At 63.4% G+C, this 14825-nt stretch carries 16 protein-coding genes; 13 read left to right on the top strand and 3 right to left on the bottom strand.

Annotated features, from left to right (window positions below):
* The first annotated feature begins 73 nt into the window (after positions 1-73).
* From gap to EJ075_RS12975, 6 genes are all read left to right on the top strand, one after another.
* Entirely contained in the window at positions 74-1084 is a 1011-nt protein-coding gene (gap, locus tag EJ075_RS13000; protein WP_126104597.1) for a type I glyceraldehyde-3-phosphate dehydrogenase, read from the top strand.
* Between the two features lie 416 nt (positions 1085-1500).
* Positions 1501-3390, top strand: a complete 1890-nt coding sequence (locus tag EJ075_RS12995) for a potassium/proton antiporter (RefSeq protein WP_126104596.1) — start codon at positions 1501-1503, stop codon at positions 3388-3390.
* Between the two features lie 108 nt (positions 3391-3498).
* The gene (locus EJ075_RS12990; protein WP_126104595.1) at positions 3499-4695 is read left to right on the top strand and encodes a phosphoglycerate kinase; all 1197 of its coding nucleotides are present in this window, start codon (positions 3499-3501) and stop codon (positions 4693-4695) included.
* Positions 4696-4824: 129 nt separating this feature from the next.
* The gene (locus tag EJ075_RS12985; RefSeq protein WP_126104594.1) at positions 4825-5850 is read left to right on the top strand and encodes a class I fructose-bisphosphate aldolase; all 1026 of its coding nucleotides are present in this window, start codon (positions 4825-4827) and stop codon (positions 5848-5850) included.
* Positions 5851-5985: 135 nt separating this feature from the next.
* On the top strand, positions 5986-6726 hold the full coding sequence (locus EJ075_RS12980; protein ID WP_126104593.1) for a thioredoxin family protein: 741 nt from the start codon (positions 5986-5988) through the stop codon (positions 6724-6726).
* A gap of 98 nt (positions 6727-6824) precedes the next feature.
* Positions 6825-7556, top strand: a complete 732-nt coding sequence (locus EJ075_RS12975; RefSeq protein ID WP_095487257.1) for an SGNH/GDSL hydrolase family protein — start codon at positions 6825-6827, stop codon at positions 7554-7556.
* Between the two features lie 116 nt (positions 7557-7672).
* On the opposite strand, the gene EJ075_RS12970 is transcribed toward EJ075_RS12975, so the two are convergent.
* A complete protein-coding gene (locus tag EJ075_RS12970) occupies positions 7673-7834 on the bottom strand; it encodes a hypothetical protein (RefSeq protein ID WP_023797063.1) in 162 nt (53 codons plus the stop codon).
* A 66-nt stretch (positions 7835-7900) separates the two neighbouring features.
* Positions 7901-8854: a ring-cleaving dioxygenase gene (locus tag EJ075_RS12965; RefSeq protein ID WP_126104592.1), complete on the bottom strand. Its 954-nt coding sequence runs from the start codon at positions 8852-8854 to the stop codon at positions 7901-7903.
* Positions 8855-9116: 262 nt separating this feature from the next.
* Here EJ075_RS12965 and EJ075_RS12960 point away from each other — a divergent pair, with 262 nt between their 5' ends.
* The 5 genes from EJ075_RS12960 to EJ075_RS12940 all read left to right on the top strand — a co-directional run bounded on the left by EJ075_RS12960 (position 9117) and on the right by EJ075_RS12940 (position 11591).
* Positions 9117-9281 (top strand): hypothetical protein, encoded by a 165-nt coding sequence (locus tag EJ075_RS12960; RefSeq protein WP_126104591.1) that lies wholly within the window; start codon positions 9117-9119, stop codon positions 9279-9281.
* A 77-nt stretch (positions 9282-9358) separates the two neighbouring features.
* Positions 9359-9961: a DJ-1/PfpI family protein gene (locus tag EJ075_RS12955; RefSeq protein WP_126104590.1), complete on the top strand. Its 603-nt coding sequence runs from the start codon at positions 9359-9361 to the stop codon at positions 9959-9961.
* A gap of 53 nt (positions 9962-10014) precedes the next feature.
* Positions 10015-10380 carry a VOC family protein gene (locus EJ075_RS12950; RefSeq protein WP_126104589.1) on the top strand — a complete coding sequence of 122 codons (366 nt, stop codon included), beginning with the start codon at positions 10015-10017 and terminating at the stop codon, positions 10378-10380.
* A 7-nt stretch (positions 10381-10387) separates the two neighbouring features.
* Positions 10388-10798 carry a hypothetical protein gene (locus EJ075_RS12945; protein ID WP_095487265.1) on the top strand — a complete coding sequence of 137 codons (411 nt, stop codon included), beginning with the start codon at positions 10388-10390 and terminating at the stop codon, positions 10796-10798.
* Between the two features lie 73 nt (positions 10799-10871).
* Positions 10872-11591 (top strand): YafY family protein, encoded by a 720-nt coding sequence (locus EJ075_RS12940; RefSeq protein WP_095487267.1) that lies wholly within the window; start codon positions 10872-10874, stop codon positions 11589-11591.
* A 175-nt stretch (positions 11592-11766) separates the two neighbouring features.
* Here EJ075_RS12940 and EJ075_RS12935 read toward each other — a convergent pair whose 3' ends face one another.
* The gene (locus EJ075_RS12935) at positions 11767-12462 is read right to left on the bottom strand and encodes a DUF1013 domain-containing protein (RefSeq protein WP_095487269.1); all 696 of its coding nucleotides are present in this window, start codon (positions 12460-12462) and stop codon (positions 11767-11769) included.
* A 375-nt stretch (positions 12463-12837) separates the two neighbouring features.
* Here EJ075_RS12935 and EJ075_RS12930 point away from each other — a divergent pair, with 375 nt between their 5' ends.
* Together EJ075_RS12930 and EJ075_RS12925 are read left to right on the top strand one after the other, a co-directional pair.
* A complete protein-coding gene (locus tag EJ075_RS12930; protein WP_095487271.1) occupies positions 12838-13980 on the top strand; it encodes a helix-turn-helix transcriptional regulator in 1143 nt (380 codons plus the stop codon).
* Between the two features lie 127 nt (positions 13981-14107).
* The gene (locus tag EJ075_RS12925; RefSeq protein WP_095487273.1) at positions 14108-14725 is read left to right on the top strand and encodes a LysE family transporter; all 618 of its coding nucleotides are present in this window, start codon (positions 14108-14110) and stop codon (positions 14723-14725) included.
* The last annotated feature ends 100 nt before the right edge of the window (positions 14726-14825 follow it).

Here is a 14825-nt window from a genome sequence, read left to right as displayed (position 1 = left end):
TGGATTCTTTGGCAGCCCGCCGTTATGAAGCTGCGGACTTGATCTTCGGCCTCCAACTCCCAGGGAGAAAAAAATGACCGTCAGAGTTGCCATCAACGGATTCGGCCGCATCGGCCGCAACATCCTGCGCGCCATCCACGAATCCGGCCGCAAGGACGTCGATGTGGTTGCCGTCAACGACCTCGGCCCGGTCGAGACCAATGCGCATCTGCTGCGCTTCGACAGCGTGCACGGCCGCTTCCCGCACGAAGTGACGGTTGACGGGGACCAGATCACTGTTGGCACGGAGAAGTTCAAGGTCACCGCGATCAAGGATCCGACGCAGCTGCCTTGGAGGGAGCTCGGCATCGACATTGCGCTCGAATGCACCGGCATCTTCACCGCCCGCGACAAGGCAGCGGCGCATTTGACCGCCGGCGCCAAGCGGGTCCTGGTCTCGGCGCCTGCGGAAGGCGCCGACCTCACCGTCGTCTATGGCATCAACCATGACAAGCTGACCAAGGACCACATCGTCATCTCCAACGCCTCCTGCACCACCAACTGCCTGGCGCCGTTGGCAGCCGTGCTGCATGAGGCCGTCGGCATCGAGAAGGGCATGATGACGACGATCCACTCCTACACCGGCGACCAGCCGACGCTGGACACCATGCATAAGGATCTCTACCGCGCCCGCGCCGCGGCCCTGTCGCAGATCCCGACCTCGACCGGTGCGGCCAAGGCGATCGGCCTCGTGCTGCCCGACCTCAAGGGCAAGCTCGACGGCATCTCCATTCGCGTGCCAACCCCGAACGTCTCGGTTGTCGATTTCAAGTTCATCGCCAAGCGGCCAACGACCGTGCAGGAGATCAACGAGGCGGTGATCGCCGCCTCCAAGGGCAAGCTGAAGGGCATTCTCGCCGTCACCCATCACCCGAACGTGTCGATCGACTTCAACCACGATCCGCATTCCTCGATCATGGCGCTCGACCAGACCAAGGTCATGGACGGCAACTTCGTTTCGGTGCTGTCCTGGTATGACAATGAATGGGGTTTTTCCAACCGCATGGCCGACACAGCCGTTGCATTCGGCAAGACCATCGCCTGATCACAGGACCATCTTCTCGCGACTTGGAAACGCCCGGCTCTGTCCGGGCGTTTTTCATTGGAGCGCCGCGTTCTTGTGTCGGCAGATCGCACGTCTTGGAGATTGGCCTGACGGCCATCGCGCTTCGTCATCCTGGGGCGGAGCAAGGAGCGAAGCGACGCGGCGCAGACCCCAGGATCCATGCCGTGCCGTTGGAGCGTTGCGGCCGTGCAGAATTCTGTTCCGCCGCATTCCGGCTGATGTCACGGCATGAATCCCAGGGTCTGCGCGACGCCGCTTCGCGGCTGCTTCGCCCTAGGATGACGAAGTTGGGCGGCATAGGGCAAAAAACCACCCTCCCGCCTTGCACCGGTCATGTCTTCGCCTCACTCTCCCGTAAAGCGAGAGGTACACGAAATTGAGGGGGCGGTTTTCGGATGGAGCATGCGATCTATCTCGTAACGCTGGTTGGCACCGCACTTGTCGTTGCAGCCGCGTTTTCGAGCCTGATCGCCTTCCGCTTCGGCGCTCCTCTCTTGCTGTTGTTCCTCTGCATCGGCTTGGCCACGGGCACCGACGGCCTCGGCATCCAGTTCGACAATGCGCGGCTGGCTTATTTTGCCGGCTCACTGGCGCTGGCGGTGATCCTGTTCGATTCTGGTTTCGGCACGCCGCTCAATGTCTTGCGCCAGGCGGCCGGACCGGCGCTGTCGCTGGCAACGATCGGCGTCCTTGTGACCACTGGCCTGTTCGGCGTCGTCGCCTACTACCTGCTCGATCTCAGCTGGCTGGAATCCTTCCTGCTCGGTGCCGCAGTTGCCTCGACCGACGCAGCAGCGGTGTTCTTCCTGTTGCGCGCCGGCGAGATCAATTTGCGCGAGCGCGTGCGTTCCACGCTCGAGGTGGAATCCGGCACCAATGACCCGATCGCCATCTTCCTGACCATCACCCTGGTCGAAATCATCGCCGTCAACGCCAATCTCGAGGCCGGGGTGCTGGCTACCGACCTCGTCCTCGGTTTCCTTCTCAACATGGGGCTTGGCGCTATCGTCGGCATTTTCGGCGGCCTTGCCATCGTGCGCCTCGTCGACCGGCTCAATCTCGACCACGGGCTGCTGCCGATCTTCGTGCTGACACTGTCGCTGATGGTGTTCGCCGCCGCGGGCGCCATTGGCGGCTCCGGCTTTCTGGCGGTCTATCTCGCCGGCCTCATTGCCGGCAATTCCGACATCCGCGCCGTCACCATCCTCAAGCGCTTCCAGGACGGCATGTCGTGGCTGGCACAGATCATCATGTTCCTGATCCTCGGCCTGTTCGCGACGCCCTCGCAATTTCCGGCGATCCTGCTGCCGGCGGTGCTGCTAGGCCTGTTCCTGATCTTCGTGGCGCGGCCAATCGCCGTCTGGCTTTGCCTGATGCCGTTCCGTCTGCCGCGCCCGGAAGTCGCCTTCATCTCATGGGTGGGCCTGCGTGGCGCGGTGTCGATCCTGCTCGCCATCACGCCGCTGCTTGGCGGCCTTGAGAACGGCCGCCTCATCTTCAACACCGCCTTCATCGTCGTGCTGGTGTCGCTGGTCATCCAGGGATGGACTGTCGGACCGCTGGCGCGCCGCCTCGGCCTGATCGTGCCGGCCCGCCTGGGGCCACTGGACAAGGTCGAGCTCGAATTGCCCGGCTCCGCCCATCACGAGCTTCTCGCCTATCGCGTAGCACCTGGCAGCCCAGTGGCGCGCGGTGAGCGCATTCCGCGCTGGGCGCGGCCGTCGCTGGTGCTGCGCGACGGGCGCTCGATGCGCTTCCAGGACATGGGCAGGCTCGCCGCCGGCGACCATGTCTACATCTTCGTGCCGGATCGCTATCCAGCCCTGCTCGACAAGCTGTTCGCCAGCCGCGCCGTGGTCGATCCCGAGGATGCGGACTTCTTCGGCGCCTTCGCCGTCGATCCGGCGCGCTCCGCCGCGGAACTGGAAGCGGCCTACACGCCGGGCCTGACCGAGGAGGAACGCAAGCTGACCGTCGGCGACCTGGTGACGGAGCGGCTCGGCGGCCATGCCGAATATGCCGACCGCGTGCTGATTGGTCCGATCGAGCTGATCGTCCGCGACGTCGACGACAAAGGCAAGATCACCGGCCTTGGTCTTTCCCTCGAGCCGACCGCGCCGGTGGCACGGGTGCCGGTGTTCCTGAGTGCCGGCGAAATCGGCGACCGTATCGTTGCCTTTGCGCGCAATTGGCGCAAGCGGGTCAAAAAGCAGAGTGGCGAGGCGCTGACGGACGCGGAACCGGCTCCACAGCCGGTGGTGGAAAAGGCAACCGACGAGGGCTGACGGCTCCCGATACGGGCTGTGGTCATTTTCCGCGTAGCACCATTGCAGGTCTTGCATCGTCGTTGTTGCGGGTTAAGGTCCCGGCGATTTTTCGCGAAAGGGAACAGCATGGCCAGCTTCAAGACACTGGATGACATCGGCAATATCGATGGTAAGCGCGTGCTGGTGCGCGTCGACCTCAACGTTCCCGTCGCCGACGGTAAGGTCACCGACGCCACCCGTATCGAGCGCATCGCGCCAACCATCGCCGAGCTTTCCGGCAAGGGCGCTAAGGTCATCCTGCTTGCCCATTTCGGCCGGCCAAAGGACGGACCGTCGCCTGAATTCTCGCTTGAGCCGATCGCCACGGCGACCGCGGAGGTGTTCGGCCGCCCTGTCGGCTTCGCATCCGACTGCATCGGCGACAAAGCCGCGAGCGCCGTCGCCGCCATGGGCAACGGCGACGTGCTGCTGCTCGAAAACACCCGCTTCTACAAGGCCGAGGAGAAGAACGACCCGGCCTTCACCGAAAAGCTCGCCGCCAATGGCGACATCTTCGTCAACGACGCCTTTTCCGCCGCCCACCGCGCCCATTCGTCGACGGAAGGGCTTGCGCACCTGCTGCCGGCCTTTGCCGGCCGCACCATGCAGGCCGAGCTCGACGCGCTGGAAAAGGGCCTCGGCAATCCCGTCCGCCCTGTCGTTGCCATTGTCGGCGGCGCCAAGGTCTCGAGCAAGATCGACCTCCTGATGAACCTGGTAAGGAAGGTCGACGCGCTGGTCATCGGCGGCGGCATGGCCAACACCTTCCTGGCCGCGCGCGGCACCGATGTCGGAAAATCGCTGTGCGAGCATGATCTCGCCAACACCGCCAAGCAGATCATGATCGAGGCGGCCGAAGCCGGCTGCGCCATCATCCTGCCGGTCGACGGTGTCGTCGCCAAGGAATTCAAGGCGGGAGCCGCCAGCGAAACCGTCGCCATATCAGAGGTGCCGGCCGACGGCATGATCCTCGATGTCGGCGAAAAGACCGTGAAGACCGTTGCCGACTGGATCGACCGCGCCGCGACGCTGGTCTGGAACGGTCCGCTCGGCGCCTTCGAGATCGAGCCGTTCGACCGGGCGACGGTGGCGGCAGCCAAGCACGCCGCGGCCCGCACCAAGGCCGGCAAATTGATCTCGGTGGCCGGTGGCGGCGACACGGTGGCCGCACTCAACCACGCCGGCGTCGCCGACGACTTCACCTACGTCTCGACCGCCGGCGGCGCGTTCCTGGAATGGATGGAAGGCAAGCCGCTGCCCGGCGTCGATGTGCTGAAGCGCTGAGGCGAGAAAGCGAACGGGGCGTTTGCGCGTTTCAATCGATTCGAGCTTTCCGCTTGGAATGGTTCGACTTGAACCTGCCTTGCTCTAGTGGTCTGCTAGGCTGGAACAACCGTTTCAGGGAGAAGCACAATGAGCGAACGTCTCGAGGACATTGCCGCCGCGATGGTGGCCGGCGGCAAGGGTCTTTTGGCCGCCGACGAAAGCTCCGGCACCATCAAGAAGCGCTTCGACGTGATCGGCGTCGAATCGACCGCCGACAGCCGCCGCGACTATCGCGAGATGATGTTCCGCGCCAAGGAGGCGATGACCAGATACATTTCCGGCGTCATCCTCTATGACGAGACCATCCACCAGAAGGCCGCCGACGGCACGCCGCTGGTCGACATTATCAAGGCGACCGGCGCCATCCCAGGCATCAAGGTCGATGCCGGCGCCAAGCCTCTGGCCGGCTACCCCGGCGACACGATCACCGAAGGCCTCGACGGCCTGCGCGAGCGGCTCGCCGACTATTACAAACTTGGCGCCCGTTTCGCCAAATGGCGTGCAGTGATCGACATCGACGCCGCGAAAGGCGTGCCTTCCGCCACGTCGATCGGCTCGAACGCGCATGCGCTCGCCCGCTATGCGGCGCTTTGCCAGGAGGCCGGCATCGTGCCGATCGTCGAGCCGGAGGTGCTGATGGACGGCGCCCATGACATCGGCACCTGCTACGAGATCAGCAAGGCAACGCTGACGAAACTCTACACCGAGCTCTACGCAGCCCGCGTCGTCCTCGAAGGCACCATCCTGAAGCCGAACATGGTTCTCGCCGGAAAGAAGTCGGGCAAGGTGAGCAGCCCCGAGGAAGTCGCCGAAAAGACCATAAAACTGTTCCGCGAAACGGTGCCGGCCGCAATTGGGGGCATCGCCTTTCTCTCGGGCGGACAATCGGACGAGGAGGCGACCGCCAACCTCAATGCCATCAACGCCATCGGCCCGCATCCGTGGAAATTGACCTTCTCCTACGGCCGCGCCTTGCAGGCGGCGCCACAGAAGGCGTGGAGCGGCAAGGCGGCCAACGTCGCCGCTGCCCAGGCCGCCTTCGCCCACCGCGCCCACATGAACCATCTGGCCGCGCTTGGAAAATGGCAGCCGGAACTGGAACAGGCCGCCTGACCGGTTTTTTTGCCTTCATCCGGACCCGGGTCATGTGCCGGGTTCCATGTGCTCTGAAATCGCTCCAAAAATGCGAGGACCGTGTCGGCTTGCGTCGAGCCCAAACGTCCTTGGGGCTCAACGAGGAGCAGACCCATGCCAAGCAACAAGATCGTTTCACGGGAAGACTGGTTCCAGGCGCACAAGGCGCATCTGGCCCGCGAGAAGGAATTGACGCGATTTCGCGACCGCATCGCTGCCGAACGGCGGGAATTGCCCTGGCTGAAGATCCGGAAGGACTATGTCTTCGAGACCGAACAGGGCCCGAAGAAACTGGCCGAACTATTCGCCGGCGCAAGCCAGCTGATCGTCTACCACTTCATGTTCGGGCCGGGCGCCGATTACCGTTGCGAAGGTTGCTCCTTCCTTGCCGACCACATCGACGGCGCCAACCAGCACCTCAAGCACCACGATGTGTCGCTTGTCGTGATCTCGCGGGCACCGTTGGCTGAATTTCTGCCCTACAAACAGCGCATGGGCTGGAAATTCGACTGGGTGTCGTCCTACGCCTCGGATTTCAACTTCGACATGCAGGTCTCCTTCACCGACAAGCAGATCGCATCCGGCGACACGACCTACAATTTCGAGCAGCGCGCGCGCAAATCAAAAGACCTTCCCGGCATCAGCGTGTTCTACAGGGATGACAACGGTGACATCTTCCTAACCTTCATGTCGCGCTCCAGGGGCGGCGATCCGCTGATCGGCGCCTATCATTATCTCGACCTGACGCCGAAGGGCCGCAACGAGACCGGCCCCTACCACAGCCTGATGGACTGGGTGCGGCTGCACGATGAATATGCAGACCGGCCCGAGATGCCGGACGCCTGTTGCCATTGACGACGGGCCGTCGACGCAAGGTCTTTCGCCTTTAGCCCGATATGCGCTAAGTGCTGCTCGCTATGCCCTTTAACGGACTTGCCCATTAACGGTTTGCGATGCAGCGCTTTCTTGCCCTCCTCACCTGGCTCGCCTTTCCGGTCTATGTCTGGCAGGGGCTCGGCGTGCGCCGCCGCACCACCCGCATGCTGCCGGCGCAGGGTCCGGTCATGCACGAGATATCAGGCCAGGCGCCGGCGGTCTCGCTTCTGATGCTTGGCGATTCTTCCGCCGCTTCGGTCGGCATCGGCAATTCCGAGTATGGGCTGGCCGCGCAACTGGCTGATCTGATCTCGAAACGCACTGGCCGTGCGGTGCGCTGGCGGGCAGCCGGCTTCAACTCGGCGACCTCAGGCCAGATCCGCGACCATGTGCTGCCCAATCTGTCGGCCGATCCTTGGACGCATATCGTGCTCGCCATCGGCACCAATGACACCAAGAACTTCCACTCGGTGCCGCGTTTCAAGAGCGATTTTGGCGGCCTGCTCTACGCGCTGCGCGCCAAATGGCCGGAGGCGCGCGTGGTGTGGTCGCCGGTGCTCGAATTCACCCGGGCACCGGCAATGCCGCCGCTGCTCGGAAAGATCCTGGAAATCCGCGCCGCCGAGATGAACCGGATGGGCGAGCGCCTTTGCCTCGAACGCGGCGCGGTGCCGGCGCCGCGCCTGCCGATCACCGATGCCGAAGCCGGCTTTGCGTCCGACGGATTTCATGCCTCGGAAGCCGGCTACCGGGCCTGGGCGGAACATCTCGTCGGCTTGGTGCTCGCCAACGAACCACGCGTCGCGTAGCGGGTCGCCGGTCCTAATGCATGTCGCGCAAAAGTGTGCAGCGGTTTTGCGATAACGACATGCATAAAACAACAACCTAGAGCGCGTCGCGTGAGGTCGGTCGAACGCGACGCGCTTTAGGTCCAATGCCCCAGCGCCGCTGTGATCGAAATCGCCGCCATCGCCAGCACCGCCAGTTTCCAGAAATCGCTGCGCCGCTTCAGCCCCGGCCAGCCGAGCGGCTTGATCAGCTGGATGACCATCATGGCGACGATGACGAGCGCGAGGAGTTTCGACATGCCGCCTTTGACCAGCATCACAAGCGGCTGTCAAAGCGCTCCTTTCGCTCGCTCGCGATAGAGTTGCTATGCCAGCGGCTTGAGGCCGGCCTCGATCGCAGCCCGGTTCGGTTCGAGGAACGGCGGCAAGGCCAGCCTTTCGCCCAGCGTTTCCAGCGGCTCGTCGGCGGTGAACCCGGGGCCGTCGGTGGCAATCTCGAACAATATGCCGTTCGGCTCGCGGAAATAGAGCGAGCGGAAGTAGTATCGTTCGACCTCACCGCTTGACGGCAGACGGAACTCGGCCAGCCGCGCCGTCCATTGATGCAAGGTCTCCTGGTCGGGCGCCCTGAACGCGACGTGGTGGACCGCCCCGGCGCCTTGACGTGCCGGCGCAAGACCCGGCTGCACCGCGACATGAAGCTCCGCCGCCGGCCCGCCTGCTCCCATTTCGAAGACATGAACCAGACCCTCGCCATCTGGCGACGCATAATCACGCGCCTTGCGCATGTTCATCACCCGGGTCAGCACGGCCTCGGTGTTGGTGATGTCGGGAACGCTGATGACGATAGGCCCGAGCCCGCGTATCTGGTGCTCGACTGGGACTGGGCTTTGAGACCAGGGATGGCTGTCGCCCTTGCCGCCATCGCTGACGAGGCGCAGGCGCTGGCCCTCTGGATCTTCGAAATCCAGCGACGGATAGCCGCCGATGTCGCCGATCTCTCCCGTCGCGACGGCCTCGCCGGCCAGGCGATCCTTCCACCAGGCAAGACTTTCGGGGCTGGCGACCCTCAGGCTCGTCCGCACGATGCTGTTGGTGCCGCGCCGTTCGCGTCCGACCGGCCAGTCGAAGAAGGTGATGTCAGTGCCAGGCGTCGCCTCTGCATCGGCATAGAAGAGGTGATAGGCTGACGTGTCGTCCTGATTGACCGTCTTCTTGACCAGCCGCAGCCCCAAAGTGCCGGTGTAGAAACGAAGGTTTCCCGGCGCATTGGCCGTGATTGCGGTCAGATGGTGAATTCCTGTCAGTTGCAGGCTCATGGTCATCTCCCTGATCTCCGAGGAATTTTCTCCCTCAATATCAGAACGCCGGCCCTATCGCTGCTGCGAATTCCAACCGTCCGTCGTTGAAAGCTAAACGACTCAACCCCGGCAGAGCGACAAAAAAGCCTGCTTCTCTCGTGCAGGCGGGATCGGAACCGGCAAAACCTGGCACGCTCGCCAAAGACCGCTCAGCCTCCTGACAGACTGCTGTCAGGAGGGGTGTGCGATAGTGTCTCCATCGAAAGAGAGGAGACCAGCCATGAACGGTTTTACCATTCTGCACAGCGTGCAGCGCTATGTCGGCAAGATCCGGACGATGCGCAACGAGATCCGCACCCGGCGTTTCATGAATGGCTTGCCGCAGAGCATCCGCAAGGACATCGGTTGGCCGGATAATTACGAAGGCCGCCACGGTCGCGGGTGATTTTTCGCGGCAGCGGCTGGATGCGGACGCCAAGGCGCCCAGATATAGATCCGGCGGGCCGAAGGACGGAGCAGGAAATGTCCGAACAGAAAACCATCGGCGTCGTTTTCATCGATCGCTTCGCCGACTGGGAATACGGCCTGCTGGCGGCTTCGGCGGTCGAATGGTTCGGCGCACGCGCGGTGTCGCTGACGCCGAACGGCAAGCCGGTGACCTCGGCCAGCGGATTTATGCTGACGCCCGATCGCTCCACCGAGGTTGATGAAAACACCGATCTCGACGCCGTCGCGGTCATCGGCTCCGACCTATGGGTCGATGCACCGCCTGATATCTCCGGACTGCTGACGGCAATTGCGGCACGCGGCGGCGTGATCGGCGGCATCTGCGCCGGCACATTGGCGTTGGCGCGTGCCGGCCTGTTCGACAAGGCCAAACACACCAGCAATGGTCGTGACTGGATCAATGAAAAGGAACCGGCTTACCCCGGCGCCCAGAACTATCAGGACGTGCCCTATGCCGTCGCCGACGGCCGCATCGTGTCCGCGCCGGGTTCGGCTCCCGGCACCTTCGCTCTTGCCTATTTGAAGACGCTCTATCCCCAGAGAACAAGCGACCTCGCGCAGATGCGCACGCTGTTCGCCAGGGAGTATGCCGAAGGGGAACATGCTGAAGTCTCCTGACAGTATGGTGTCAGGAGCGGCGTGCAATAGTGCGACAGTATCAGGAGACTGACATGGCCTTCATCCCTGCAAAAGCCTCGGCATGGTTCGAGATCCCCGTCACCGACATGGATCGGGCGCGCGCCTTTTATGGATCGGTGCTTCAGAACGATCTCGCTCTGGAGGAGAGCGGCCCGAACCCACTGGCCATGTTCGCCACGCAGGACCGAATGGCATCCGGTCACGTCTACCCCGGAAAACCCGCGGCACCGGGAACCGGCCCGACCATCCATCTGTCGGTTGCCGCACCGATCGAAGATGCCATGGAACGGGTGAGGCAGAACGGCGGCCAGGTCGTCTCGCCGGCGATCTCCATTCCGGCCGGCACATTCGCCTATTGCCTCGACCCGGACGGCAACAGCTTTGGGCTCTTCGTCTAGGTGCCGCATGGCAAAAAGCTGGAACGACAGGCTGAACGCACCGGGCATCAACGGTATCAAGCCGACGCCGCGCACTGTTGGCGACGTCGTCGAGGGCCAGCCGATGCTGGTGCCGACGGCACGGCAGGTCGATGATTTCATCCGCTCCATCCCCAAGGGCGTGGACATGGACGTCCGTGCATTGCGCACCGCGCTCGCCATCGAGCACGGTGCCGAAGTGACATGTCCGGTCACTATCGGCTATCATCTGCGCACTGTCGCCGAGGCCGCCAACGAGGATTTGGAACGCGGCATGCCGCTGAGCGACATCGCGCCGTTCTGGCGGGTGCTGGATGCAAAGACGCCGACAACAGGGAAATTGTCCTTCGGCGCGGCATTCGTCGCCGCGCAGCGCAAGCGCGAAGGGCTCGAACCATAATGCATGTCGCCCAAAAGTGGGAACCGGTTTTGGGACCACGACATGCATAGAAACAACACCGAGGGACCATACGATGCGCCGCGCCGACAGGCTCTTCCAGATCGTGCAGCATCTGCGCGGTGGCCGTCTGGTCACCGCCCAGAAGCTGGGCACGTGGCTCGAGGTTTCCGAGCGGACCATCTACCGCGACATCGCCGACCTGCAATCGACTGGTGTGCCGATCGACGGCGAGGCCGGCGTCGGCTACATGATGAGGGAGGGTTTCGACCTTCCGCCGCTGATGTTCACGCGTGATGAGATCGTCGCGCTGGTCGCCGGCGCCCGCATGGTGCGCGCGTTTGGCGGCGCTGCCATGGCGCGGGCCGCCGACGAGGCGCTGGTCAAGATCGGCGCCGTGCTGCCCGACGCCGAGAAGGACCGCATCGCCCGCACCGAGATCCACACGCCGATGTGGGTGGTGAGCGACGCCGCCCGCGAGGCAATCGACCTGATCGAGCGCGCGGTGGAAAAACGCCAGGTGCTGACCATCGACTATTCCGACGAGGCCGGCCGCAGCACCGCGCGCGACATCAGGCCGCTAGGCCTATGGTTCTGGGGCAAGGTGTGGACGCTGGTCGCATGGTGCGAGATGCGCGACGATTTCCGCGCTTTCCGTATCGATCGCATCGCTTCGGTGGTCATAGCCGGCCGCGTCTTCAAGCCGGAGCGCGGCAAGCAGCTCGCCGATTTCTATCGTGCGGTTGAGCGCAGCGAGGATTACGGCATGGCACCGGACCGAGCCGCGCGAACTTAGGCGCGGCGCCTTTCCTTCTCCCCTTGTGGGAGAAGGTGGATTGGCGCGCAGCGCCAAGACGGATGAGGGGTGTTGGAAGAAACTCCAACGCCGCGATCCGTCCGGCACCCCTCATCCGACCGAGCTTCGCTCGGCCACCTTCTCCCACAAGGGGAGAAGGACGGGGCGCCGTTCCTCAATCCTCGTCGTCGGTATCCTCGTCCTTCGACTTCAGCGCCGAAAGCTTGGCAAAGACGGCGTTGGCGTCGAGTTCCGCATCCTCGTCCTTTGGCTTCTCCGGCGCCGGCACCAGCCGCTCGGTCAATGCAGCCGGCAGCAGCGTGTCGCCGGCCGGCTGTGCCTGCTCGCGGCCACGCGAGGCGCGGTTGACTTCCATGTCGAGATCGATCTGCGAGGCGAGACCCAGCGTCACCGGATCCATCGGCTGCAGATTGGCCGAGTTCCAGTGCTTTCTGTCGCGGATCTGGTCGATCGTCGACTTGGTGGTGCCGACGAGGCGCGCGATCTGCGCGTCCTTCAGCTCGGGATGGTTGCGCACCAGCCAGAGTATGGCGTTGGGCCGGTCCTGGCGCTTCGACAGTGGCGTGTAGCGCGGACCTTTGCGCTTGGATTCGGGCACCCGCACCTTGGGGTCGGACAGCTTCAGCCGATGGTTCGCATCCTTCTCGGCACGTGCGATCTCGTCGCGGGTCAGCTGGCCGGTCATGATCGGGTCCATGCCCTTGATGCCTTGCGCCGATTCGCCGTCGGCGATCGCCTTGACCTCGAGCGGATGCAGCGAGCAGAACTGCGCGATCTGCTCGAAGGACAGCGCGGTGTTGTCGACCAGCCAGACGGCGGTCGCCTTGGGCATCAGCAGCGTATTGGCCATTTTAAAATATCCTTCTCGTTCGCCCGCGTTCCCGCGCGGGCGGTGGTTTTAGAGCCACCAAAATGGGAAATTCGCGGTCTGTATAACCGCTCTCTCGCCATTTCGCAACGTTTTTGGCGCGTGGCGGCGAGGACGGCGGGAGATATCGAACCTGTCAAGGCAGCCCTTCAGCTTCGGCGCCGTGCATCGGCGTTTCGGCTCCGCAGGTTATGGCTTGGCCGAGCGCCAGAAGAGTAGTCCTGCTCAGGATCAGCACACCATCGGCGAGATGGGATTGAGGGCAGGATCGCCTTATTCAGCGGCGATGCAACTTGCGCGAGAGCTTCCGTGTGCTAGGCTTCATCAGCCAAATGTGCGCAGCAACGGAAGGCCATCATGACTGAGGTCACCATTGAATCAGTCTCCACCGTTGTTGGTCAGATCTACGAGGCCGCCTATGATCAGGAGCGCTGGCCTGATGTGGTCGTGGGGCTGCGCGACCTGTTCAAGGCATCGCGAAGCTGTATCGCGCGGCTCGATCAGCAGGCGTTCAGCGCGGTCGGGACTGTCGATGACCCGGGGCTGTGTTCTCCCGAGGCGGCAGCGGCACACATGCGTGACCCCATCAGCACGGTCGCGGCAGCGCTGCCGGTGGGCAAAATCTATGATCGGACGCGGATAGCTGGAGACGTGGCGGCGTTCCGTCGCCGCGAACTCTGGCAAGACTGGATGAGGCCGCGCGACATGCATCACGGGCTCGCCTCCAATCTTCTGGCTTCCAACGGCTCCTATTGGTTTTTCGATATCCATCGCGGCTCGAAGCAGGGCGCATTCGGTGCCGACGACATCGATCTGCTGCAGAAGATCGTGCCGCATATGCTGCGCGCTGGGGAGATCGGCCGGCAGTTGGAGAACACGTCGGCGCTGGCATCGGCCTTCTCGCATCTGCCCTTCGGCGTGTTTCTGGTGGACGGCTTTCAGCGTGTCGCCCAAATGAACGAGGCCGCCGAGGCAATGCTGGCACGGCCCGACAGCCCTCTGGCACTGAATGGCGGCACGATCGTCGCCTCCAATCTCAGGGATGCGCAGCAGCTTCAGCGGCTGGTCGCGAATGCCTGCTCGCTCCATGGCGGCGCCATGCTCGGGACCGGAGGAACGCTGCTGGTGCCATCGGACCGCGAGCGATTTGACCTGACACGGTTGGTGCTGACGGTTGCCCCATTCGTCGACGCCCGCGCCTATGGCCTGGCGTCGGAGCGTTGCGCGGTGATCATGGTCACGGAGGTCGCCCGGCGCATTCCCGACAGTTTCGAGACCCATATCCGCTACCTGTTCGATCTGACGGCGGCTGAGGCGAAGCTTGCAACAGCCTTGGCATCGGGGCGGTCGCTGAAGGAAACCGCGGCGAATTCGAACATAACCGTGAAGACCTGCCGCACTTATCTGGAACGGATCTTCTCCAAAACCCGCACCCATCAGCAGAGCGAGTTGGTTGCATTGCTCAAGAACACGGAGCCGCTCAGCGGGCGCGGCCCGTAACCCACCAACAAAACGTCCTCATGTCGGCATTTGCCGACTGTTAGAGGGGAAGTGTTTCATCCACATTTCGCTTCGGTAGCGGCGATCTGCCCTTGGGAGAGCTGACGCCGCCGATGTGGGCTGATCGATGTTGGAAACCGGGCACGCTGTCGCGGCGGGGTTGTTTCCGTTCGCCATTTCCTATGCGCTATTGGCAATGCTGCCGGGCGCCAACTTCGCTGTCGTCGCGCAGGCCGGGCTAACCGCTTCGCGCGCCACGGCGCTTTCGGCTGCCGCCGGTATTGCCCTTGGCGCGAGTTCGCTGGCGGCGATCGTCGCAACGGGAGCCAGCGCGCTGCCGCCGGGGGGCATCGCACACCAGATGGCCGCCAGCCTTTACGGCGCAATGCTGGTCTTCATCGGCTGGAATTCGATGCGGCGGGCGCTGTCGATCAAGGCTGGCGCCAACGCGCCGAAGCCGGTTCCAATCGTTCGATACTTCCGGTTGGGATTTATCACGGCAGCGGCAAATCCTGCCACCGCGCTGTTTTTCGCATCCTCGACGCTGAATTTAAATGCTCGCGGGGCAACTCACCTGTCCGTGGTCGCATTGGTGTTTGCCATTGCGATCGCCTGGTTTGGTCTTCTCGGCCTTTCCATCTCCCAACCGGCCACACGGCGATTTTACAGTCGTTTCCGAAAGCATGCGGACATCGTGCTGGGAGGGGCCCTGGTGGCGCTCGGCTTTGCCGCACTTGGTTATTGAGAAAGATACGCGCAGCCGCCGCTGTTACACAGAGTTCAAACGACAAAACCCGCCAGACAGGGTCCAGCGGGCTCGGAACCGGCGACGGGAAAACCCGTCT

Origin of the sequence: Mesorhizobium sp. M6A.T.Cr.TU.016.01.1.1 (assembly GCF_003952585.1) — a bacterium.
Classification (GTDB): Bacteria; Pseudomonadota; Alphaproteobacteria; order Rhizobiales; family Rhizobiaceae; genus Mesorhizobium; species Mesorhizobium mediterraneum.
The sequence above is the reverse complement of the archived record's forward strand: the minus strand, read 5'-3'. Positions and strand labels throughout refer to the sequence as shown.

Bases quoted from the DNA above. Each gene is read 5' to 3' on its own strand.
- gap (WP_126104597.1), top strand. From the start codon at position 74: ATGACCGTCAGAGTTGCCATCAACGGATTCGGCCGCATCGGCCGCAAC.
- EJ075_RS12995 (WP_126104596.1), top strand. From the start codon at position 1,501: ATGGAGCATGCGATCTATCTCGTAACGCTGGTTGGCACCGCACTTGTC.
- EJ075_RS12990 (WP_126104595.1), top strand. From the start codon at position 3,499: ATGGCCAGCTTCAAGACACTGGATGACATCGGCAATATCGATGGTAAG.
- EJ075_RS12985 (WP_126104594.1), top strand. From the start codon at position 4,825: ATGAGCGAACGTCTCGAGGACATTGCCGCCGCGATGGTGGCCGGCGGC.
- EJ075_RS12980 (WP_126104593.1), top strand. From the start codon at position 5,986: ATGCCAAGCAACAAGATCGTTTCACGGGAAGACTGGTTCCAGGCGCAC.
- EJ075_RS12975 (WP_095487257.1), top strand. From the start codon at position 6,825: ATGCAGCGCTTTCTTGCCCTCCTCACCTGGCTCGCCTTTCCGGTCTAT.
- EJ075_RS12970 (WP_023797063.1), bottom strand. From the start codon at position 7,834: ATGTCGAAACTCCTCGCGCTCGTCATCGTCGCCATGATGGTCATCCAG.
- EJ075_RS12965 (WP_126104592.1), bottom strand. From the start codon at position 8,854: ATGAGCCTGCAACTGACAGGAATTCACCATCTGACCGCAATCACGGCC.
- EJ075_RS12960 (WP_126104591.1), top strand. From the start codon at position 9,117: ATGAACGGTTTTACCATTCTGCACAGCGTGCAGCGCTATGTCGGCAAG.
- EJ075_RS12955 (WP_126104590.1), top strand. From the start codon at position 9,359: ATGTCCGAACAGAAAACCATCGGCGTCGTTTTCATCGATCGCTTCGCC.
- EJ075_RS12950 (WP_126104589.1), top strand. From the start codon at position 10,015: ATGGCCTTCATCCCTGCAAAAGCCTCGGCATGGTTCGAGATCCCCGTC.
- EJ075_RS12945 (WP_095487265.1), top strand. From the start codon at position 10,388: ATGGCAAAAAGCTGGAACGACAGGCTGAACGCACCGGGCATCAACGGT.
- EJ075_RS12940 (WP_095487267.1), top strand. From the start codon at position 10,872: ATGCGCCGCGCCGACAGGCTCTTCCAGATCGTGCAGCATCTGCGCGGT.
- EJ075_RS12935 (WP_095487269.1), bottom strand. From the start codon at position 12,462: ATGGCCAATACGCTGCTGATGCCCAAGGCGACCGCCGTCTGGCTGGTC.
- EJ075_RS12930 (WP_095487271.1), top strand. From the start codon at position 12,838: ATGACTGAGGTCACCATTGAATCAGTCTCCACCGTTGTTGGTCAGATC.
- EJ075_RS12925 (WP_095487273.1), top strand. From the start codon at position 14,108: ATGTTGGAAACCGGGCACGCTGTCGCGGCGGGGTTGTTTCCGTTCGCC.